The organism is Aureimonas sp. Leaf427, from assembly GCF_001425485.1.
Lineage (GTDB): Bacteria > Pseudomonadota > Alphaproteobacteria > Rhizobiales > Rhizobiaceae > Plantimonas.
In genome coordinates this window covers 127,051-147,412 of sequence record NZ_LMQW01000001.1, presented here as the reverse complement: position 1 = coordinate 147,412, position 20,362 = coordinate 127,051, and the positions used below count along the sequence as shown (strand labels likewise).

The 20,362-nt window shown below is 68.5% G+C and carries 20 protein-coding genes and 1 riboswitch; of the genes, 5 read left to right on the top strand and 15 right to left on the bottom strand.

From position 1 onward, the window contains the following. Positions 1 to 90 precede the first annotated feature (90 nt). Positions 91 to 516, top strand: coding sequence for a type II 3-dehydroquinate dehydratase (gene aroQ, locus ASG62_RS00610; RefSeq protein ID WP_056694742.1), 426 nt, complete (start codon positions 91 to 93; stop codon positions 514 to 516). A gap of 16 nt (positions 517 to 532) precedes the next feature. Here aroQ and ASG62_RS00605 read toward each other — a convergent pair whose 3' ends face one another. The 6 genes from ASG62_RS00605 to uxuA form a co-directional block, all read right to left on the bottom strand. Then, on the bottom strand, positions 533 to 1,009 hold the full coding sequence (locus ASG62_RS00605; protein ID WP_056694744.1) for an OsmC family protein: 477 nt from the start codon (positions 1,007 to 1,009) through the stop codon (positions 533 to 535). A gap of 168 nt (positions 1,010 to 1,177) precedes the next feature. Next, positions 1,178 to 1,558: a 30S ribosomal protein S21 gene (gene rpsU, locus ASG62_RS00600; protein ID WP_244487570.1), complete on the bottom strand. Its 381-nt coding sequence runs from the start codon at positions 1,556 to 1,558 to the stop codon at positions 1,178 to 1,180. Positions 1,559 to 1,671: 113 nt separating this feature from the next. Then, positions 1,672 to 2,664, bottom strand: coding sequence for an energy transducer TonB (locus ASG62_RS00595; RefSeq protein ID WP_056694748.1), 993 nt, complete (start codon positions 2,662 to 2,664; stop codon positions 1,672 to 1,674). Positions 2,665 to 2,666: 2 nt separating this feature from the next. Further along, on the bottom strand, positions 2,667 to 3,179 hold the full coding sequence (gene exbD, locus ASG62_RS00590; protein ID WP_056694750.1) for a TonB system transport protein ExbD: 513 nt from the start codon (positions 3,177 to 3,179) through the stop codon (positions 2,667 to 2,669). A 4-nt stretch (positions 3,180 to 3,183) separates the two neighbouring features. Then, entirely contained in the window at positions 3,184 to 4,404 is a 1,221-nt protein-coding gene (exbB, locus tag ASG62_RS27450) for a tonB-system energizer ExbB (RefSeq protein ID WP_244487571.1), read from the bottom strand. A gap of 270 nt (positions 4,405 to 4,674) precedes the next feature. Then, positions 4,675 to 5,853 (bottom strand): mannonate dehydratase, encoded by a 1,179-nt coding sequence (gene uxuA / locus ASG62_RS00580; RefSeq protein ID WP_056694751.1) that lies wholly within the window; start codon positions 5,851 to 5,853, stop codon positions 4,675 to 4,677. Between the two features lie 236 nt (positions 5,854 to 6,089). On the opposite strand from uxuA, the gene ASG62_RS00575 reads away from it, so the two are divergent. Continuing rightward, complete coding sequence (locus ASG62_RS00575; protein ID WP_056695019.1) at positions 6,090 to 7,061, top strand: glutaminase; 972 nt, start codon at positions 6,090 to 6,092, stop codon at positions 7,059 to 7,061. Positions 7,062 to 7,199: 138 nt separating this feature from the next. Here ASG62_RS00575 and ASG62_RS00570 read toward each other — a convergent pair whose 3' ends face one another. After that, positions 7,200 to 7,376 carry a DUF2735 domain-containing protein gene (locus ASG62_RS00570; RefSeq protein ID WP_162246013.1) on the bottom strand — a complete coding sequence of 59 codons (177 nt, stop codon included), beginning with the start codon at positions 7,374 to 7,376 and terminating at the stop codon, positions 7,200 to 7,202. Between the two features lie 447 nt (positions 7,377 to 7,823). On the opposite strand from ASG62_RS00570, the gene ASG62_RS00565 reads away from it, so the two are divergent. After that, complete coding sequence (locus ASG62_RS00565) at positions 7,824 to 8,870, top strand: glutamine synthetase beta-grasp domain-containing protein (protein WP_056694753.1); 1,047 nt, start codon at positions 7,824 to 7,826, stop codon at positions 8,868 to 8,870. Between the two features lie 488 nt (positions 8,871 to 9,358). On the opposite strand, the gene ASG62_RS00560 is transcribed toward ASG62_RS00565, so the two are convergent. Further along, positions 9,359 to 10,393 carry a helix-turn-helix transcriptional regulator gene (locus ASG62_RS00560; RefSeq protein ID WP_056694755.1) on the bottom strand — a complete coding sequence of 345 codons (1,035 nt, stop codon included), beginning with the start codon at positions 10,391 to 10,393 and terminating at the stop codon, positions 9,359 to 9,361. 773 nt (positions 10,394 to 11,166) lie between these two features. Here ASG62_RS00560 and ASG62_RS00555 point away from each other — a divergent pair. Both ASG62_RS00555 and ASG62_RS00550 read left to right on the top strand, forming a co-directional pair. Continuing rightward, complete coding sequence (locus ASG62_RS00555; RefSeq protein ID WP_056695020.1) at positions 11,167 to 12,723, top strand: phospholipase D family protein; 1,557 nt, start codon at positions 11,167 to 11,169, stop codon at positions 12,721 to 12,723. Between the two features lie 17 nt (positions 12,724 to 12,740). Then, positions 12,741 to 14,516, top strand: coding sequence for a TRAP transporter large permease subunit (locus ASG62_RS00550; protein WP_056694757.1), 1,776 nt, complete (start codon positions 12,741 to 12,743; stop codon positions 14,514 to 14,516). A 41-nt stretch (positions 14,517 to 14,557) separates the two neighbouring features. Here the strand turns inward: ASG62_RS00550 and ASG62_RS00545 are convergent, their stop codons facing one another. Genes ASG62_RS00545 through ASG62_RS00515 form a run of 7 tightly spaced genes read right to left on the bottom strand, consistent with a single transcriptional unit; the run spans position 14,558 to position 20,130 of the window. Then, positions 14,558 to 15,544, bottom strand: coding sequence for a TRAP transporter substrate-binding protein (locus tag ASG62_RS00545; protein WP_056694759.1), 987 nt, complete (start codon positions 15,542 to 15,544; stop codon positions 14,558 to 14,560). After that, the gene (gene tenA, locus ASG62_RS00540) at positions 15,541 to 16,215 is read right to left on the bottom strand and encodes a thiaminase II (protein WP_056694761.1); all 675 of its coding nucleotides are present in this window, start codon (positions 16,213 to 16,215) and stop codon (positions 15,541 to 15,543) included. The genes ASG62_RS00545 and tenA overlap by 4 nt, the downstream gene beginning before the upstream one ends. Continuing rightward, the gene (gene thiD, locus ASG62_RS00535) at positions 16,212 to 17,021 is read right to left on the bottom strand and encodes a bifunctional hydroxymethylpyrimidine kinase/phosphomethylpyrimidine kinase (protein ID WP_056694762.1); all 810 of its coding nucleotides are present in this window, start codon (positions 17,019 to 17,021) and stop codon (positions 16,212 to 16,214) included. Before thiD ends, tenA begins: the two co-directional genes overlap by 4 nt. After that, positions 17,018 to 17,677: a thiamine phosphate synthase gene (thiE, locus tag ASG62_RS00530; RefSeq protein ID WP_056694764.1), complete on the bottom strand. Its 660-nt coding sequence runs from the start codon at positions 17,675 to 17,677 to the stop codon at positions 17,018 to 17,020. The genes thiD and thiE overlap by 4 nt, the downstream gene beginning before the upstream one ends. Beyond that, positions 17,664 to 18,401 (bottom strand): hydroxyethylthiazole kinase, encoded by a 738-nt coding sequence (locus tag ASG62_RS00525; RefSeq protein ID WP_056694766.1) that lies wholly within the window; start codon positions 18,399 to 18,401, stop codon positions 17,664 to 17,666. Before ASG62_RS00525 ends, thiE begins: the two co-directional genes overlap by 14 nt. After that, the gene (locus ASG62_RS00520) at positions 18,398 to 19,345 is read right to left on the bottom strand and encodes an ABC transporter substrate-binding protein (RefSeq protein ID WP_056695021.1); all 948 of its coding nucleotides are present in this window, start codon (positions 19,343 to 19,345) and stop codon (positions 18,398 to 18,400) included. The genes ASG62_RS00525 and ASG62_RS00520 overlap by 4 nt, the downstream gene beginning before the upstream one ends. Before the next feature lie 20 nt (positions 19,346 to 19,365). Further along, positions 19,366 to 20,130 carry an ABC transporter permease gene (locus tag ASG62_RS00515; RefSeq protein ID WP_056695022.1) on the bottom strand — a complete coding sequence of 255 codons (765 nt, stop codon included), beginning with the start codon at positions 20,128 to 20,130 and terminating at the stop codon, positions 19,366 to 19,368. Between the two features lie 122 nt (positions 20,131 to 20,252). Then, positions 20,253 to 20,358: riboswitch (TPP riboswitch) on the bottom strand. Between the last annotated feature and the right edge of the window lie 4 nt (positions 20,359 to 20,362).

The following is a 20,362-nucleotide window of genomic DNA, read 5'->3' as shown; positions in this document are numbered from 1 at the left end:
TGGACGCGGGGCGTCGGCAGGGTATGGATCGCGATCCGTCACCCGTCCCGATCCCGCCGCCGGCGGCGGTCCTGTGGAGCCAAGCCCGCCATGCGCAAGATCCTCGTCCTCAACGGCCCGAACCTCAACCTTCTCGGCCTGCGCGAGCCCGGCATCTACGGGGCGAAGACGCTGGCCGATATCGAGGCGGACCTTCGCGAGCGGGCGGCCGGGCGTGCCGAGATTGCCTTTCGCCAGTCGAACCACGAGGGCGACCTCGTGACCGCCATTCAGGAGTCGGGGCAGGCGGGCGTGGCGGTCATCCTCAATGCCGGCGCCTATACGCACACGTCCATCGCGATGCGCGATGCGATCTCGGGCGCAAAGGCGGAGGTGATCGAGGTGCATCTCTCGAACGTCCACGCCCGCGAGAGCTTCCGCCACCATTCCATGATCGCGCCCGTCTGCCGCGGCGTCATCGCCGGTTTCGGCCCGCTCTCCTACACGCTCGCGCTGGAGGCGCTGCTGGCGGGCTGAGGAAGGCTCGCCGTTTCTACGCTTCCCGAATCGTCTTGGGTTCGACGCCGACCGGAAAGTTCACCGATCTCGCGATGAAGCACATCTCGTGCGCCTTGTGATGCAGAGCCTCGGCATCGGCGACGGCCGAGGCGGACGAGATGGTGACGCGGGGACGGAGGGTCACGGAGGTGAACTGGCCGGCGCCGTTCGGCTCCTCGATCATCTCGCCGACGGCTTTGTCCTCATAGGAGAGGACGACGATGCCGGCTCCGGCGCAGAGGCCGAGATACCAGAGCTTGTGACAGGCCGAGAGCGAAGCGAGGAGCAGCTCCTCGGGGTTCCACCGCGCGGGATCGCCGCGAAAGCTGGGATCGGAGGAGCCGGGAATCGGCGGCTTGCCCGATGCTTCGATGAGATGGGAGCGGCTATAGGCACGAGCGCTCGACGTCCCCGTGCCCTCGTTGCCGGTCCAGGTGACGGTAACGGAATAGGAATGCGTCTTGCCGGGCATGGCGGGCCTTTCCGTTGGATGTTTCGGGGGCTGATTCCTGGGACGGCGGCTTCACCCGGGCACCACGGGATATCGACCGCCCAAACAAAAGCGCTCCGGCGGACGGGCCGCAAGAGCGCTTTTCGATCGGTGCCGACGCCGCCGGTCAGGCCGGCGGCTGGCGTGATATCAGGAGGCTGCGCGCGCGGCCGGCGCGCCGCGGGCGTCCAGCGGCTTCTTCTTCGGGCCGGGGATCAGGCCTTCGCGCTGCTGCTGCTTGCGGGCGACCTTGCGGGCGCGGCTGATGGCGGCCTGCTTCTCGCGGACGCGCTTCTCCGAGGGCTTCTCGTAGAAGGAGCGCGCCTTCATTTCGCGAAACACGCCTTCGCGCTGCATCTTCTTCTTCAGGACCCGAAGGGCCTGATCGATGTTGTTATCCCGAACTTCGACTCGCAAATTCTGTCCTAACCTGGTGGTTCGAGCAAAGGTCCGTCCGCTCGTCCGATACGGACGATGCCAAACGGCAGACATTCTTCCATAGGGCGACCGCACGATCGTCACGACGACCATGCGGTGTTCGTGCCGTGTGTGGCACATTTTGCCGTCCCGGCGCTATGGGTTTTTTCGCCGGGACCGCGTTTCGTGGTGAAAGCCGGCCGAAAAGACCTGTTTTCGTTCGCTTTTCACATCTTCACCGGCAAGGTCAGCTGCTGTCCGCCCTGGGGCGGTGGCGGCAGGGGACTCGCCCGGCGAACGAGCGCGATGGCCTCGGCATCGAAGGCATCGTTGCCGGAGGACGAGACGACGCGCAAACCGCTGACCCGACCGCTCGCATCGATCGTCATGCCGAGTCGCGTCACGCCGGACGTCTTCGTTTTGGAGCCGACGGATCGTTTGAAGCGCCTGATATGGCTGTTGACCTTTCCCGCCCAACTGGCGGTGGAGACGCGCGGTGCCTGTGCGGACGCGCGAGAGGCGGGCGCGTCGGACCGGGCGGCCGAGGAGCGCTGCGTCGGCGCCTTCGTCTCGGCGACGCGACGTGGCTTCTCGACTTTCGGCTTGGGACGCTCGGCCTTCTTGGGTGGAGCAGGCTTCTTCTCGACCGGCTTGGGCGGGGGCGGACGGAGCCGGGGAACCGGCGGATTGATGACCGCCTCGGCAATGGTGTTCGTCTCCATCAGGTCGGGGACGAGTTCCTCCGTCGTCGGCTCCGGAGGGGGTTCGACCGTCTCGGGCGGCAGGGGCTCGGGCGCGGGCTCGGGCGGCACGACCGGCTCTTCGACCACGGGCTCGGGGACCACCGTCTCGGGGACCACGGGATCGGGCACGACCGGTTCAGGCGGTGTCGGCTCCGGCGGTAATGGCTCGGGCTCGGGGACGACCGGAGACTCCGGCTCGGGCTCGGGCTGCGCGACGGGTTCGAGCTCGGCGGGCGGCGCCTCCGCGACTTCGGGTTCGGGGGCGGGCGGCGGAGCCTCTTCGAACGCCGTCATCGGCTCCAGCTCGATCATCACCATGTCCTGCAACTCGCCGGCGGCGCCTTCCGGCGTCATGGCGAGGGCGAGCCAGACCAGCGCCGCATAGGTGACGACCACCGTGACGGCGGCGCCGGCCCAATGCGCCGCGACCCGGCCCGCCGGCACCGATTCGAGCCGATGGAGATCCTCTTGCCGCATCGTCACGGTCCCGGCACGGTGCCGCCTGCCGGCGCGCCGGGCGCGGCCGATGCGGGTGCTGGCGCGCCGGCAGAGGTCGCGGGCGTCGCGGCGGCCGGCGCGCCTTCGAGGCCGACGAGGCCGACCTTCAGATAGCCGGCGCTGCGCAGGAGGTTCATCACCTCCATCAGCTCGCCATAGGGCACCGCCCCGTCGGCGCGCAGGAAGATGCGCTCCTCGCGGTCGGCGCCCGAGCGCGCGTCGAGTCCGGCCTGCAGCGCGTCGCGCATGATCGGCTCGTTGCCGACGACGAGGCCGAGATCCTCCTTCACTGTGAGGAACAGCGGCTCGTCCGGGCGCTCGCGGGGGGCCGCGTTGGAGACGGGAAGATCGACCGGCACGTCCACCGTGGACAGGGGCGCTGCCACCATGAAGATGATGAGGAGAACGAGGACGACGTCGATGAAGGGCGTGACGTTGATGTCGGCGACTTCGCCGCCGCCGTCCTCGTCGCCTTCCTTGATGCTGATCCCCATACCGTTACTCCGCGGCCTGGAGCGCGCCGAGCGCGGCCTTCGGCTCGGCCCTCTGCCCGCTGCGGTCGAGATCGCGGCTGAGATGGCGCAGCACCTCGGCCGAGGCGTCGGCCAGAACCGCGCGGTAGCCGGCGATCGAGCGGGCGAAGACGTTGTAGATGATGACGGCCGGAATGGCGGCGACGAGGCCGATGGCGGTGGCGAGCAGTGCTTCCGCGATGCCGGGCGCGACGACGGCAAGGTTCGTCGTGTTGGCCTGACTGATGCCGATGAACGAGTTCATGATGCCCCAGACCGTGCCGAACAGGCCGACGAAGGGCGCGGTCGAGCCGATCGTGGCGAGAAGGCCGGTGCCGCGCGCCATGGAGCGTCCGGCACGGGCCTCGATCCGGTGGAGGGCGACGGCGGCGCGGTCCTTCACGCCCTCCGCCTCCAGCCCGCCGGAGCGCTCGCGCTCCAGAAGGGCGGCCTGGGCCAGCGCCGCGACGGGCCCGCGCTTTGGCCAGCGGCGGCCGGCGCCGACCGCTTCGGCCAGCGTCGTGGAGCGCTCCAGGCAACGCAGGGCCCGCGCCGCCTTCATCCGGGCCGCGAAGAGCTCGAGCGCCTTGGCGAGCCAGATCGTCCAGGTGACGACGGATGCGAAGGCGAGGCCGATCATGACGCCCTTCACGATCATGTCGGCGGCCATGAACATGCCCCAGGGGGACAGATCATGCGGCAGGCTCGCGGTGCCGGCCGTCTCGGGCTCGGCGAAACCGGCAGCAGTAGGGACGGCGCCGGGAACGGCGGTGGTTCCATCGGCGGCGACCGGCGCGTTCGTTGCGGGCGATGCCAGCGCGGGGGCCGTGGCGCTGGACGGCGCGACGTCTGCAGCCGCGCCTGGGGCCGGGGAGGGCGCCGCTGCGGGGGCGCTCGATGTCGGCGCGGGCTCGGACGGGGGCGCGGGCTCGGCCGTTGCGGATGTCGCGGCAGCCGGCGCCGACGGGGCCGCCGGCGGGGTCGCGGGAGTTGCGGACAGGGCTTGCGTCGTCAGAACACGCGGCGAGGTGGCCGGTTGCTCCGAGACGGCCGGGCGAAGGTCGGGCGTGCCGGTCTCCTGCGCTTCGAGGGCCGAAGCGCCGATCAGGAAAGCCGCGGCGGCGGCAAGGGCTCGCAGGCCGTGCCGGCGAGAGCGCCGGTCGGTCCGGGCAGGATGGATCGGGCGGGGCGATTGGAAATGACGCAACGATGAAAACCTCGACTGGCCCCATCGACACGGCCGGGCCTGGAATCGCTCGTGCGAGCGTCAGGCCTCCGGTCGCGGATGGGTGGTCCTCCGGCGTCCGATAACCGGATACCGATAGTCATATTTTCTCATAGTCGGAGATGTCGACCGGAGTCCAGGGCTCGCTTTCTGTCTAGAACATTTCTAAAGATGAGCGAATGCAACGACTTGCCGTCTTCGACAGCATGAAGGCCCTCGCGGATCGACGCAAGGGCCTTCCTGGATCGCGGCTCAGGCCGGCAGGCTTCGCTCCAGCGCCCGCATGATGCCGCGCAGCTCGGCCAGACCCTTCAGCCGGCCGATCAGCGAATAGCCGGGATTGGTCGCCTTGCCGATGTCGTCGGCCAGGAGATGGCCGTGGTCGGGCCGCATCGGGATCGGCTTGGCGTCGCCCGCCGCGCGGCGGCGGCGCTCCTCGCGCATCAGGACCTCGATCACCGCGACCATGTCGGTTCCGCCTTCGAGATGCTCGTCCTCGAAGAAGGAGCCGTCGGGCTCGACCGTCACGTTGCGCAGGTGCACGAAATGGATGCGCTCGGCGAATTCGCGCGCGATAGCGACGGGATCGTTGTCGGCCCGCGATCCGTAGGACCCCGTGCAGAGCGTGATGCCGTTGGCCGGGCTGTCGCTAGCCGAAAGGATCGCGCGGATGTCGTCCGCGGTCGAGACGACGCGCGGCAGGCCGAAGAGCGAGAAGGGCGGATCGTCCGGGTGGATGGCGAGGCGGATGCCGAACTCTTCGGCCACCGGCGCGACCTCGGCGAGGAAGGCCTTCAGGTTGTCCCGCATGCCCTCGTCGGTGAGGCCGTCGTAGCGCGCGATCAACTGGGCGATCGAGGCGCGGTCGTAGCGCGCCTCGCCGCCGGGAAGGCCGCGGATGATATTGGCCTCCAGCCGGTCGATCGCGCTCGCGTCCATCGTCTCGATGCGCGTCTTCGCCTGTGCCACGATCTCGGCGGGATAGTCACCCTCCGCGCCCGGCCGCTTCAGGACGAAGGCGTCGTAGCCGACGAAGCTTACCATGTCGAAGCGCAGCGCCAGGCCGGTCGTCGGCAGGCGGAAGTGAAGGTCGGTGCGCGTCCAGTCGACGACCGGCATGAAATTGTAGCAGACGGTCTTGATGCCGGCCCGGCCGAGGCCGGCCAGCGTGTCCTTCCAGGCGGCGATCGCGCGCGGTGCCTGCGCATCCGCCAGCTTGATCGCGTTCGGCATCATGATGGATTCGCAAACGCTCCAGACAAGGCCCGCCGCCTCGATCCGCGCCTTGCGCCGGCCGATCTCCTCGTCGCTCCAGGCAAGGCCGGGCGCGATGTGGTGGAGCGCCGTGACGATGCCCGTCGCACCCGCCTGCTTGACGTTGTCGAGGCTGACGGGATCGTCGTCCCCGAACCAGCGCCAGGTCTGTTCCATGCCGTCCTCCCGTTTCAGCGCGTCCCGTCCTGTCTCCCGGGTGCTCCGCCGCCTGAATAGGCGGAGCTCCTTCGGCGGGGCAAGCCGGATGCTTCGGGAGACCTGACATTCGACGGCCGGATGTCGCTGAACGTTCGGGCCGCCCCGTTCCGCCGTCGAAGCCGGCGCATCGGCCGTGGACAGGGCTCCGGCCTTGATGTCATGTTGCGGTGCAGTTCATCCGCAGCCGGGCTTTCATGACCGAGACCGATATCGCAGAAGCCCGTGCCATCGATGAGCGCGACGCGCTGGACCGCGCCGTGCGCGAGATCGCGGAGGAAATGCGCGAGCGCACCGATCGCGGGACGGTTGCGAGCTATATTCCCGAGCTCGCGCGGGTCGATCCCGCCGCCTTCGGCCTCGTCGTCATCGACGGCAGCGGCCATGTGGCGGCGGGCGGCGACAGCGATCTGCCCTTTTCGATCCAGAGCATCTCGAAGGTCTTCACGCTCACGCTGGCCCTCGGCAGGGCCGGCGACCGGCTGTGGAGCCGGGTCGGGCGGGAGCCCTCGGGCAGCCCGTTCAATTCGATCGTGCAGTTGGAGAACGAGAAGGGCATTCCGCGCAATCCCTTCATCAATGCCGGCGCCATCGCCGTGACCGACATGATCCTTGCCGGCCGTCAGCCGCGCGAGGCGCTCGGCGAGATCCTGCGCTTCATGCAGTTTCTCTGCGACGATACGTCGGTCGTCATCGATGCGGCCGTCGCGGCTTCCGAGCAGCGCACGGGCTACCGCAACGCCGCGCTCGCCAATTACATGAAGTCCTTCGGTGTCCTGGAAAATCCCGTCGACTTCACGCTCGGCGTCTATTTCCACCATTGCGCGATCGCCATGTCTTGCCGCCAGCTCGCGATGGCCGGGCGGTTCCTCGCCCATCTCGGCGTCAACCCGGCGACGGGCATGCGGGTGGTGAGCCCCGAGCGGGCGCGCCGCATCAACGCGATCATGCTGACATGCGGCCATTACGACGGCTCGGGAGATTTCGCCTACCGCGTCGGCCTGCCCGGCAAGAGCGGGGTCGGCGGCGGCATCCTGGCGGTGGCACCGGGCAAGGCCTCGGTCGCCGTCTGGTCGCCGGGGCTCGACGCCGCCGGAAACTCCCATCTCGGGCGGATCGCCCTGGAGGCGCTGACCAAGCGCATGGGATGGTCGATCTTCGGCAGCTGATGTCGGCGACTTGGCTTCCAACGCCGCGACGACAAAGGTCGAAGCCGTTCGGATGCGAGGCGAAGGAGGCTGTCACCTATACGATGGCGGTCATGTCCGATGCGTCGAGAGCACGGGAAACGAAGCGAACTCGTCGACTTAAGAGTGACGGACGGGGTCGCTCTCGCGGATCGCGTCCGCGTGATACCAGCCGTCGATGACCGCGACCTCGTAGACCGGCTTCATCTCCACGCCTGTGCGGGCACCCGTTTCCGCGCGGCGGCGGACGGGGAACTGGTAGATGACGGCGCTGGGGCGTTCGATGCTGGTGTTCATGGTGATCGACCTTTTGCTGACCTGCAAATGCGTCTGTGACATCTCTATAACACGTCTGATGGCGTTCTGTGCCGAACGCACAAAAATAAATCAGCAAGTGCCTACTTTATGATCATTTCAGAGGAATGTTTGCTCTCGGACAGAGTGCGATCTTCCGCGACACCTCGTTTCTCCAGCCTAGAAACGAGGCACATGGAAGAATTTACGAGGGCGGCGATCGATCCGGCGAGTGGCGCTCGAGAGGTCGAAGCCGCTTCGCGATAGGGCCTCGCGCCGCGATGTCGAGGGTGCACCGCAGCAAATCACGGTGGACGTGATCCCGTCGTCGGCGGAACTGGCACGATCCCTGCATAGGATGGTTCAGCCGCCGCTTGTCGGACCATGCTCGACGAGGCGCGCGGTCTCGGATTTCTTTCGTTTCGACGATCAACTCATGAGAGAGACGCGATGACCAAATACAAGCTCGAGTATATTTGGCTCGACGGCTACACGCCGGTGCCGGGTATGCGCGGCAAGACCCAGATCAAGGAATTCGCGGAATTCCCGACGCTGGAGCAGCTGCCGCTCTGGGGCTTCGACGGCTCGTCGACCATGCAGGCCGAGGGTCGCAGCTCCGATTGCGTGCTGAAGCCCGTCGCTCTCTATCCCGATCCCGCCCGCACCAACGGCGTCCTCGTCATGTGCGAGGTCATGATGCCGGACGGCAAGACCCCGCATCCCTCGAACAAGCGCGCCACGATCCTCGACGACGAAGGCGCCTGGTTCGGCTTCGAGCAGGAATACTTCTTCTACAAGGACGGCCGTCCGCTCGGCTTCCCCGAGTCCGGCTATCCCGCGCCGCAGGGTCCGTACTACACGGGTCTTGGATACTCCGCCGTCGGCGACATCGCGCGCCAGATCGTGGAAGAGCATCTCGACCTTTGCCTCGCTGCCGGCATCAACCATGAAGGCATCAACGCGGAAGTCGCGAAGGGCCAGTGGGAGTTCCAGATCTTCGGCAAGGGCTCCAAGCGGGCCGCCGACGAGGTCTGGATGGCGCGCTACCTGCTGGAGCGCCTGACCGAGAAGTACAAGATCGACATCGAGTACCACTGCAAGCCGCTCGGCGACACCGACTGGAACGGCTCGGGCATGCATGCCAACTTCTCCACGACCTATCTGCGCGAAGTCGGCGGCAAGGAGTATTTCGAGGCGCTGATGGCCGCCTTCGAGGCCAATCTCGAAGACCATATCGCGGTCTACGGCCCGGACAACCACCTGCGTCTGACCGGTAAGCACGAGACGGCGCCCTGGAACAAGTTCAGCTACGGCGTGGCCGATCGCGGCGCCTCGGTCCGCGTGCCGCATTCCTTCGTGAACAACGGCTACAAGGGCTATCTCGAGGATCGCCGTCCGAACTCGCAAGGGGACCCCTACCAGATCGCCTCGCAGATCCTGAAGACGATCTCCGAGGTCCCGACGGGCGTCGAGGCCGGCGTGTCCGCCGCCGCCTGATCGACGCAAGCACCATCGTTTGATTGCAAAGAGCCCCGCCGGTCCTGCCGGCGGGGCTCTTCGTTTGAAAGGCATGGGTTCAGCGGTTGCGCGGCGGGGGCTCGTGTCGGGTCGTAGGGCGCGATGGAGGGTGCGTCACGCAAAGTGTCGCCGGCCGAGCGCCGTCTCGCAGCGGGAGGTTCGGTGCAATCGGGCGGCACGCGCAAGCGCGGCCACGCGCAGCCGCGGCGCGTGGCATTTCGATCGGGGCCGGATCGAAATAGGCCTCCTGCGGCGATCGACACGATCGCTCGACGTTCCAGGATCGGGGCGATCCCGGGTTGCGAGGGCTCGTTCAGATGCCGCGTCGGCCGCTGCTTTTTCCGCTTCGAGGCGGCCGAGAGTCTGTCGGGGACCCGTGGAAGCCGGCGGTCCCGAAAAGGCAAACGACGACAAGGCAATCGAGGGTCTGTCCGGTTCGGCATGAACCCGACAGGCTCTCGGTCGGATCAGGGATTGCCGTGTCCGGCCCGGATCTGCGTTTCCGAGGGCGTGCAGCCGAAGCGCTGGCGGTAGCGGCGCGAGAAGTCGCTCATATGGACGAAGCCCCAGCGCGACGCGACGCTCGATATGGATGTCGAGCCGCCGCGCTGCAACTCGTCGTGCACCTTTTCCAGGCGCCGGTCGATGATGTACTGGATCGGCGTGCGGCCGAGATCCTTGCGGAAGCTCGACTGAAGGGCGCGCACGCCCACGCCCGCGGCGGTCGCGACCTCGGCCACCGAGATCGGCACGGCCAGATGAGCCTCGATGAAGTCGAGCGAGCGCTGGATATGCCGTGAAGAGGCCGGGCGCGGGGGCGTCGTCTGGGTCGCCTTGCGCGGCCAGGAGCCCAGCAACTGGCCGATCAGGATTTCCTCGACCAGCGGATCGGCGAAACTGGCGCCTTCGCCCGACATCACCACGCGATCGAAAATGGTCTGGAGGTTCTGCTGAAAGCTTCGCAAAGCCGGGGTGTTGAGTTCGGTCAGAGGGTGGAAGTCGTGGGAGAGCGTGTCGTTCTCCTCGTTCATCTGGTGCATCTGCTGAAGCAGCGGCTTCATGCGCAGCACGCAGTTGATCGACTCGTAGCCGGGCGAGATCGAGCAGTCGTGGATGTCGCGGAAGGAGCGGATGAAGCCGAAACCCGCCTCCGCCACATGCTCTCCCGTCAGTCCGCGATGGGACGCGCGGCCTTTCAGCGTCATCTGGACCAAGGCGACGTCTTCCAGCGCGCTGTCGCTCGCCGTGGCGCGAAACCCGCTCCGCGTCGTCAGGCGCCAGACCCCGAACCATCGGGTGGAGATGCCGGACAGCGTGATGTCGATGTCGCCATCCTCCAGGCTGCCGAAGTTGAAGAGGATCGGCGCCCGGTTGTAGAGGGCGAGTTCCGCCGCGTTCGTGATTCGAACTTCGAAAGCGGAATTGCCGGGAGGCCCGTTCCGGCGGTACACGAACTTGCGGTCATCATCGCCGAGATCGACGAAGTTTCGCAATTCGATCATGTCGTGGTCGTGACGAGTATGCATCAGATGCAAGCTTCCGCATGTGATTCAGCAGATTGAAACACATCTAGTCCTCAGGTACGGCTGGCTTGCAGAGCAGTTCTCGAGAAGACTAACTCTTCTTGAAGCTTACTATGTTCTCTGTCGGGCAGCCCGCGAAGTCCCGATATCCAATGTCGTCGGCGAGGGCGTCCCCCTATTCTTCGAGTGTGCTTTGCCAAGTTTCCGGCGTCGTCTAAGCCCATCTATATTGGCTGACTGATAGTCAAGGCAAGCGTAAATGCCACTCGTAAGACAAATCCGCCCAGCCGGAGCGGCCGGCGAATGTGAAGTTAAAAATATAGCGCAAAATTTACGTATTAAGTATAATGTCAATGCGCCTTTTTTATACGTCTTAAGGGATTGAAATTCCTGATTTCCAGCTGAGTTGCTATCGCCCCGCAAAGGAGACATCAAATATTTTGGGACATTTGAAACAAAGTGGTCGGTTGTGATTCGTATTGCATCCCTGACGCGACGACGTCGGCAGCCCTCGGCCGATAGGCAGGGGCCTTCCGGTCGGTCGATTTCGAAGATGTCGCTCTCCGGTGATGAAGCAGGTCCCCGGATCGCGGATCGTCGAGCGAACGGATTTCGCCGATCGCGTGCAGCGCAGGGCGCGGCAGGATGCGGCGTCCCGCAGGATCGCCTATAGGTTCCCGCGCTGCCGCAAGGGGGTCGTCGCTTCCGTTGCGATGGGCGCTGGAGCGGCCGGTCTTTCGGAGGAGCCCTTCATGCGCTGGATCATGATCGCGGGGATCGTCGCGCTCGCCTTCGTCGTCGCGGCGGTCCTGGCCGCCTATGCGTTCGGGCGGTTCGCGGAGCGGGCGGCAGGCCCCCCCTCCCATGCGCAGAGCCATGCGGGCGGAACGACCGAGATCGACGCCAAGATTGCCGCGCTCTCGGCCGATCACGAGACCGAGAGCGGCCTTGCCGCGGTCTCCTCCAATCTCGACGCCTTCGCCGCGCGCGCGCTCTCGGCCCGCGCGGCCGGGCGCAGCCTCGATATTCTCTACTACGTCTGGCAGGACGACCTGACCGGCCACTTCCTCCTGCGCGAACTGATCGACGCCGCAGGGCGCGGCGTGCGCGTGCGCCTTCTCCTCGACGATCTCGGCGCGAAGGGCTACGACGAGGCGCTGGTGACGCTCGATGCGCATCCCTCGATCGAGGTGCGCATGTTCAACCCGACGCGGGCCCGCGAGAACGCGCTCCGACGCGGGATCGAGATGGCGCTGCGCGCCTTCAGCGTGAACCGGCGCATGCACAACAAGGCCTGGATCGCGGACGGGCGCGTCGCGGTCGTCGGCGGGCGCAACATCGGCGACGAGTATTTCGACGCCGCCGAAAGCTCCAACTTCCGCGATCTCGACCTCATCGTGACCGGCCCCGTGCTCGGCGAGACCGAGGCGATGTTCGACGCCTATTGGAACAGCGGCCTCGCTTTGCCCGTCGCGGCGCTCTCCAGCCGCAAGGCGCTGCCGCTGGCGGAGCTGAAGGTCGCTCTCGACGCGCGCCTCGCCGACGAGGCGCTGCGGCCCTATGCGGAGCGCATCCGCGAGCGCGTCTCGGTATTCACGCTGCTCGACGAGGACAAGCTGCACTGGACGACGACGGCGCGCCTCGTCGCCGATCCGCCGGAAAAGGCGGCCGGAAACAGCGACGGCAACACGATGATGCAGCGCATCGTGCCCAAGCTCCTTTCCGCCAAGGAGCGGCTGGAAATCATCTCGCCCTATTTCGTGCCGGGCGCCGAGGGCACGGCCGCCTTCGTCGATCTTTCCGCGCGCGGCGTCGAGGTCTCGGTGCTGACGAACTCGCTGGCGGCGACGGACGTGGCGGCCGTCCATGGCGGCTATGCGCCCTATCGCAAGGATCTCCTCGGCGGCGGGGTCAATCTCTTCGAGCTCCGGCCCTTCGGCGAGGGGCCCCAGACGCTGTCCTTTCGCGGCTCCAGCCAGGCGAGCCTCCACACCAAGGCCTTCACGGTCGACGATCGGCTGGGCTTCGTCGGCTCGCTCAATTTCGATCCGCGCTCGGCCTCGCTGAACACGGAAATGGGCATCCTCTTCGAGGTGCCGGAGCTGGTCGGCGTCGTCCGCGACCTGTTCCGCCAGGAGACGCGGCCGACCGACAGCTATCGCGTGACCCTCGATGCCGCGGGCGATCTGCGCTGGACGAGCGAGGAGGGCGGCGTTTCCGTCGTCCACACGCGCGAACCGGAGGCAAGTCTCGCCCGCCGCATCCTGGCGCGCGTCGTCTCCTGGCTGCCGCTGGAATCGCAGCTGTGATCGTCTCGCCCGCCGCAATGTTGCTGCTCGGCGCCTTCGAGCGGCTTTTGCGAGCGCTCTGCGGCCTCCTTCTGGCGCTGCTTCTAGCCGTCGTCCTCCTCGCCGTCGCGATGCGCTATGGATGGGGCGCGGGTCTCTTCGGCGCGGAGGAGGCGGCGATCTGGCTCTTCGTCGCGCTGATCGCTCTCGGCGCCCCGCTGGCGCTGGGCGGTCCGCTCGCCATGCGCTTCGACGTCGCGGTCGCAAGGCTCGGGCCCCGCGCCCGGTTCGTCGCGGATGCCGGTGCGGACGCTCCCGTTCTTGCGGCGGGCGCGGCGTTGGCGCTGGGGGGCTTTGCGGCGGCCGGCCATGTCGGGGGCATCTCGCCGGCGCTCGGTCTTCCCGAATGGCTGCGCTTAGCCGCCTTCGCCTTCGCGGGGGTCGCAACGCTCGCGAGCCTCTCGCTGCGCCGCGCCGGAGAGGGGCGGCTCGGCGTGCTCGCGCTCGGCGCCGGCATCGCGGGTCTTCTCGGTCTCGGCCTGGTCTTCGCGGCGCGGTTCCTCGATCTCTCGCCGAGCCTCGTCGCCGGCCTCTTTGCTGCGGCGGGTCTCCTCGTCGGCGCGCCGATGCCGCATGTCTTCCTCGCCGCCACGGTCGCGGCCGAGCCCTTTGGCGCAATGCTGCCGGCGCCGGCTCTCGTTGCCTCCGCCGTGTCGGGCGTCTCGAAGTTCCTGCTGCTCGCCGTGCCCTTCTTTCTCCTCGTCGGCGGGCTGCTTTCCGCCTCGGGCGCGGCCGGCGCGCTGGTTCGGCTGGCGGCGGCGCTCGCCGGGCATCTGCGGGGCGGTCTCGCACAGACGACGCTCCTGACCAGCGTCCTCTTCTCCGGCGCCTCCGGCTCCTCCATCGCCAATGCCGCCTTCGGCGCGCGCACCTTCGCGCCCGAGCTGATCCGGCGCGGAACGCGGCCGGCGGAGGCGGGTGCGATCATCGCGGCGACGTCGACGCTCGACAACGTGATCCCGCCTTCCATCGCCTTCCTGATTCTGGCTTCCGCCACGGATCTGTCGATCGGCAAGCTGCTCGTCGGCGGGTTCTTCGCCGGCGGAGTGATGGCGCTAGCGCTCGCCATCGCGATCCGCCTGCGCGCCGGGCAGGCCGCCGCGCTCCCGCGCGCCTCGGGCGCGGAGCGGCAGGCGGCGCTTTTCGGCGCGGTGCCGGCCTTCGGGCTCGGCATCATCGTCGTCGCCGGCATCCGCTTCGGCGTGGTCACGACGACGGAGGCGGCCGCTCTCGCTGCCGCCTATACGCTGGTCCTGGCGCTTCGCGCGGGCCTTCGCGGACGCGGGATCGCGACCGCCTTCGCTTCGGCCGGCGCGGAGACGGCGGCGATCGGGCTCCTGATCGCGGCCTGCGCGCCCTTCGCCTTCCTCCTCGCGGTGGACGGCGTCGCCGACAAGGTGGCCGGAATCGCGGGCGCTCTCGGCGAGGGGCCATGGGGCGTGCTTCTCGCCTGCAACCTCGTGCTTCTCGTCGCCGGATGCGTGCTCGACATCGGCGCGGCGATCCTCATCCTCGCGCCGATCCTCGTGCCGCTGGCGGTCGCGAGCGGCATCGACGGAACGGATTTCGGCGTCATCCTGGTGGTCAACCTGATGATCCACGGCCTGACGCCGCCGGTCGGCATTCTCGTCTATGTCGTCGCGACCGTGACGCAGATCCCGCCGAGCGCGCTGTTCCGTGCGGTCCTGCCCTATCTCGCCGCTCTCCTCGGCGCGCTCGCCGTGCTCTGCATCGCCGCCGGATTGCGGGTGTAGGGCAGACGGTGGGTTACGAGCCGGCGGGCGGGTTCCGCCCGCTACGCCGCTGCCGCCGCCTCGATCCGCGCCATCCCGCCGACGGTTTCCGCGAAGTCGGGCCAGATGCTGCGGCCGATGCGCTCCCAGTCGGCGCGGTCGGCGGGTTCGACATGGGAGCCGCCGGCGGCCTCGATGACGGCGGTCGCCTTTGCGTCCTCCTCGTCCATCAGAGTCTGGAAGGCCGTGGCTCCGAGGACGGAGGCTTCGGTGAAGACCTCGCGCTGCGCCGCGTCGAGCCCGTCCCAGAAGGCGCCGGCGAAGGCGACGACGCCGGAGGCGCGGATGTGGCGCGTCTCGGTCATCACCGGCACGACCTCGTAGAGCTTGAGGCTCGCATAGGCCGGGCGCGTCAGGTCCATGCAGTCGACGACGCCGTTCTGGAGGGCGTTGTAGGTTTCCGGGATCGGGATCGCGGTCGGATAGGCGCCGTAGGCCTTCCACAGCGCGGCATGGAGCGGGCTCTGCAGCACCCGGATGCGCTTTCCCGCGACGCTGGCCGGCGTCTCCATCGGCGCCTTGGCGATGAGGTTTCGCGCGCCGTAGTCGATGAAGGCAGGAACGGCGAAGCGCTCCGCGGCAAGCCGGGCCTTCAGGCGCGCACCGGTCTCGCCCCCCACGACCGTCATGAGATGCGCATGGTCGCGAAAAAGGAAGGGCAGGTCGAGGATCTGCGTTTCCGGCGCCCAGGCCGAAAGCGAGGCCGTGGTGAGGAGGCTTGCCTGGACGGAGCCGAGGCGAAGGCCCTCGCCGACATCCCGCTCGCCGCCGAGCGCCGCGTTCGCCACGGTGCGGAAGGCGAAGGCGCCGGGCAGGCGCTTCTCCACCGCCTCGGCGATCACGCTCCAGATGCGCGTCTCCGGCTTGTCCGGCCCGAGCAGCGAGGCGACGGTGAGGCGCGTCGCGGCTCTGGCGCGGCCGGTGAGGGCGGGCGCGGCGAGAAGGCTCGCGCCGAGTGTTCCCAGAAGTCTGCGGCGGGTGATCGTCATGGCCGGTCCTTTCCCGCCACGTCGAGCGCCATCTGCCAGAAGGCGGATTCGAGATCGCAGGCGGTTGTGAAGATACGTTCGAGATGGGCGAGGCGGCGGGGCGGGACGACGCCCTCGCCGAGGCGGTCGAGTTCGAGGCGGGCGGTCTCCGCGACATCCTGATAGGCGGCGCCGGCATATTCCTCGACCCAGGGGCCCTGCGGATGGCCGTCGATCGCGCGGACCTCGTCTTCAAGCTCCTTCGCGATCTCGGCATAGCCGACGACGCACGGGGCGAGCGCCACGCGAAGGTCGAGGAGATCGCCGGACATGCCCGCATCCAGCACGAAGCGCGTATAGGCGACGGTCGCGGCGTGTTCCGGCGCCCGTTCGAGATCGGCGGGCGAAAGGCCCCAGCCGGCACAGATGCGCACATGGAGGCCAAGCTCCACGTCGAGGATGGCGGCGAGCGAGCCCTGCGCATGGCGCATCTCGGCGATCGTCCGGCTCTTGTAGATGGCGAGCGCCTGCGCCCGGGCGAACTGGATGAGGAAGAGATAGTCCTGCACGAGATAGTGGCGGAACGCCTCGGCGGGCAGCCGGTTCTCCGCCAGCCGGCGCAGGTAGTCGTGCCGGATATAGGCGGTCCAGCTGGCGCCGGCCGCCTCTTTCAGATGCTCGATCAGTCTCATCGGTTCGCCCCCCACCAGGCATGGAAATGGTGGACGGGGCCGCGGCCCCGTCCGATGCCGAACGTCCGGCCGGCGGCGAGCGCCGCGCCGAGATAGGCTTTGGCGGCCTCGACGGCCTCGACCGGAGGCAGTCCCTTCGCAAGGCCCGCCGTGATCGCGGCGGAGAGCGTGCAGCCCGTGCCGTGGTCGTTGGCGGTGTCGATGCGCGGGGCGGCGAAGCGGTGCGCCGTGTCGCCGTCGAAGAGGATGTCGGTGCTTTCCGGCCCTGTTCCGTGGCCGCCCTTCATCAGGACGGCGCGCGCGCCGAGCGCGAGGATGCGCTCGGCCTGGACGGCCATGGCGCGCTCGTCCTCCGCCAGCGGCATCTCGGAGAGGATCGAGGCTTCGGGCAGATTCGGCGTCACGATGTCGGAGAGCGGCAGGAGTTCGAAGACGAGGGCGGCGACCGCGTCGGCCCGCAGCAGCCGGTCGCCCGATGTCGCGACCATGACGGGGTCCAGCACCACGCGCCGATCGTGGCGCCGGAGCCCTTCGGCCACGGCTCTGGCGGTCTCGGCGCGCGAGACCATGCCCACCTTGATCGCGCCGACCGCCATGTCGGAGAGGACCGCGTCGATCTGCGCGCCGACCATCGCGGGCGACAGATCCTCCACGGCCGTGACGCCGCGCGTGTTCTGCGCGGTGACGGCGGTGAGCGCGCTCGTGCCGAAGACGCCGAGGGCGGAGAAGGTCTTCAGGTCCGCCTGGATGCCGGCGCCGCCGCCGCTGTCGGAACCCGCGATGGTGAGGGCGATGGGGACGCTCATCGGCCACGCTCCATGAGCGCCGCATCGACGGCGGCCCGGAAGGCGCGCGCGGTCTCCGGCACGTCCTTCGCACGGAAGAGGGCGGAGATCAGCGCCACTCCGTCCGCTCCCGCCGCGAGGACGAGCGGGGTGCGGGCGAGATCGATTCCGGCGATGGCGCCGACGGGGATCTCCGGCCGGACGGTCCGCACGAGCGCGCGCAGATGCGCCAGACCTTCGAGGCCGACGGGCGCATCCGGGTTCTTCTTCGACAGCGTCTCGAAGACGCCGCCGATGCAGGCATAGTCCACGCAAGGCGAGGCCGCGCCATGCGCATCCGCCTCGTTCTTCACGGTGATGCCGATGATGGCGTTCGGGCCGAGCAGCGCGCGCGCCTCGCCCGGCAGCATGTCCTCGCGGCCGAGATGGACGCCCTCGGCCCCGGCGGCGAGCGCGACGTCGACGCGGTCGTTGACGAGAAGCGGCACGCCGGTGCCGGCCAGCGCCGCGCGGATCGCGCGGGCGCGCTCCACCATGGCGCGCGTGCCGGCCGTCTTGTCGCGGTACTGGATCAGCGTCGCGCCGTTCCGGGCGGCGAGACCGGCAAGGGTGGGCAGGCGATCGGCGCCGAGCGAGGCGTCGACAAGGGCATAGAGGCGGATGTCAGGCGCCGGCATGGCGGATCCTCGTATGGGCGAAGAGATCTCCGGCCGAGAGATTGCCGAGCGCGTCGAGCAGCTCGACGGCGAAGCTGCCGGGGCCGCGGCTCCGGGGCGCCGCGATCTCGGCGGCGACGCCGATGATCGCCATGGCCGCCGCTCCCGCCAGAAGCTTGTCCGGCTCCACCGCGGCGCAGGCGGCGAGAATGGCGCCCGCAAGGCAGCCGGTGCCCGTTACGCCGGCGAGGCGCGCATGGCCGTTCGCCACGGCGGCGCGTCGATCGCCGAGGCGCAGCTGGTCGCTCGGCCCCGTCTCGACGACGAGGATGCCGGGCGCCGGGGCGAGAGCCGCCGCCTCGCTGGCATTGACCTTCACGGCGAAGGGGCCGGCCGCCACGAGGCGCCGGGCAAGGGCGAGGCGCGTCGGCGAATCCTCGCATTTCACGGGATCGAGCACCCAGGGCTTGCCCGACCGCACCGCCTCCGCCGCCGCGATCTCGCTGACCTTCGCGCGCTCGGCCGAGAGCGTGCCGAGATTGACGAGCAGCGCGTCCGCTCGCCCGACGAAGGAGACGATCTCCTCCGGGCTCGCGGTCATGGAGGGAACGGCGCCGAGCGCGGTCAGCCCATCCGCGACGAGGTTCTGCACCACGGTGTTGAGGAGGCAGTGGACGCGCGGGCGCCGCTCGCGAAGGCGGGCGAGAACGTCGGCGACGGCGACCGTCTCGATGTCGTGGCTCATCGGGTGAGCGCCACGGCCATGTCGGCCAGCGGCGGCACGGACTTGATGAGCCCGGTTTCCTTCATGAAGGCGCCGAAGCGTTCGTAGCTGCCGACATCGAGCGCCGCCGGATGCTTGGCGAAGCGGGGCAGCGTGTCGAACCAGGCGCGGCGGTTCAGCTCGTCGTTGAGATCGGGATAGGCCTTGACGAAGAGCTCCCAGCCCTCCTGCGGATGGTTGGTCAGGTAGATCGTGGCCGCTTCCACCGCATCCAGGAACTTCGGCAGGCGCTTGTCGGCGACGAGATCGCGATGGGTGACGTAGATGAGCTCGTCATAGGCCGGCACGCCGTTTTCCTCGGGGTAGAAGGCGAGACCCTTGCGGCCCTGGAGCTCCAGCTGCGTCAGCTCGAAATTGCGGTAGGCTCCGACAACCGCATCGACCGAACCGGCGATCAGCGAGGGCGAGAGCGAGAAGTTGACGTTGATCAGCTCGACGTCGGGCGTGTCGATGCCGTTGTGCTCCAACATGCGCTTGACCATCACGTCCTCGAAGCCGGCGACGGAGTAGCCGACCCGCTTGCCCTTGAGGTCGGCCAGCGACTTGATCGGGCCGTCCGCCAGCACCATCACCGTGCTCAGCGGCGTCTCGACCAGCGTTCCGAAGCGCACGAGCGGCAGGCCGTTCTCGACGTCGAGGAAGAGATTCGGCTGGTAGTGCAGCGCGATGTCGGCCTGCTTGGCCGCGACGAGGCGCGGCGGTGCCGACGGATCGGCCGGCGGGATCAGCTCGACGTCGAGCCCGGCCTTCTCGAAGAGGCCGAGCTGCTTGGCGACGACCAGCGGCGCGTGATCGGGGTTCACGAACCATTCGAGGAGGACGGACAGCTTCTCCGCCGCCTCGGCCTTGGCGGGAAGGATCGCGGCGGCGAGGGCGAAGCCGGCGGCGAGAAGGGATCTGCGGATCATGACAAAGCTTTCGAAGGCTAGCGGGTTTCGGGCGCCCAGGGGGTCAGGCGGGCGGCAAGGGCATCGACGAGGGCGCGCAGGGCCAGCGTCAGGACGGCGAGAATGGCGAGGGCGGCGAAGAGGAGATCGGTCTGCATGCGGGCGTTGGCCTGGATCATCACGAAGCCGAGGCCGCCGGACGCGCCGACCCATTCGCCGATCACCGCGCCGAGCGGAGCGAGCGGGGCGGCGACGCGAAGGCCGGTGACGAGCGCGGGCAGCGCCAGCGGAATGCGCACATGGCGAAAGGCCTGCCAGCGGGAGGCCTCGGTCAGAGCCGTCGCGTCGAGAAGATCGGGATCGGTGCGGCGCAGGCCGTCGGCGAAGGCGGAGGCGACGGGAAAGAAGAGGATCAGCGCCGCCATCACGACCTTGGAGGCAAGGCCGAAGCCGAACCAGAGCACGAGCAGCGGCGCGATGGCGAAGACGGGCATGGCCTGGATGGCGAGGATCGGCGGCCAGGCGAGGTGGCCGAAGCGCGGCACCATGACGACGCCGAGCCCCACCGCTACGCCGGTCGCGGTGCCGAGCACGAGGCCGAGCGCGATCTCGAGCGTGGTGACGGCGGCTTGCCGCAGGAGGAAATCGTACCGCGCCACCAGCGTTTCGGCGACGCTCCACGGGGAGGGCAGCATGAAAGGGGGCGGGTCGAGCGCGAGAAGCGCGAGAAGCCAGATCAGGACAATGGCAAGGATGCCGCGCAGCGTCGCGCCGAGAATGGAGACGCCGCGCCCGGCCGGCATTCGCCAGGGCGCGCGGAGGCGCCGCTCGCGTCCGCCGTTCAATTCCGCCGTTCCTGCCTCGATCATCCGCCCGCCGCATCCATGACGATCGCGGGTGTTCGGCGTGCGAAGAAGGTGAGGGGGCCTCAGCCCATTCCCGTTCCTACGCCGGCATGACCCGGATCAGGTTCAAGGGTGCTGGCTCGACGCCATCTCAGCACTGCAGGAAGTGCGCCCCTCGGAATGCGGCGAC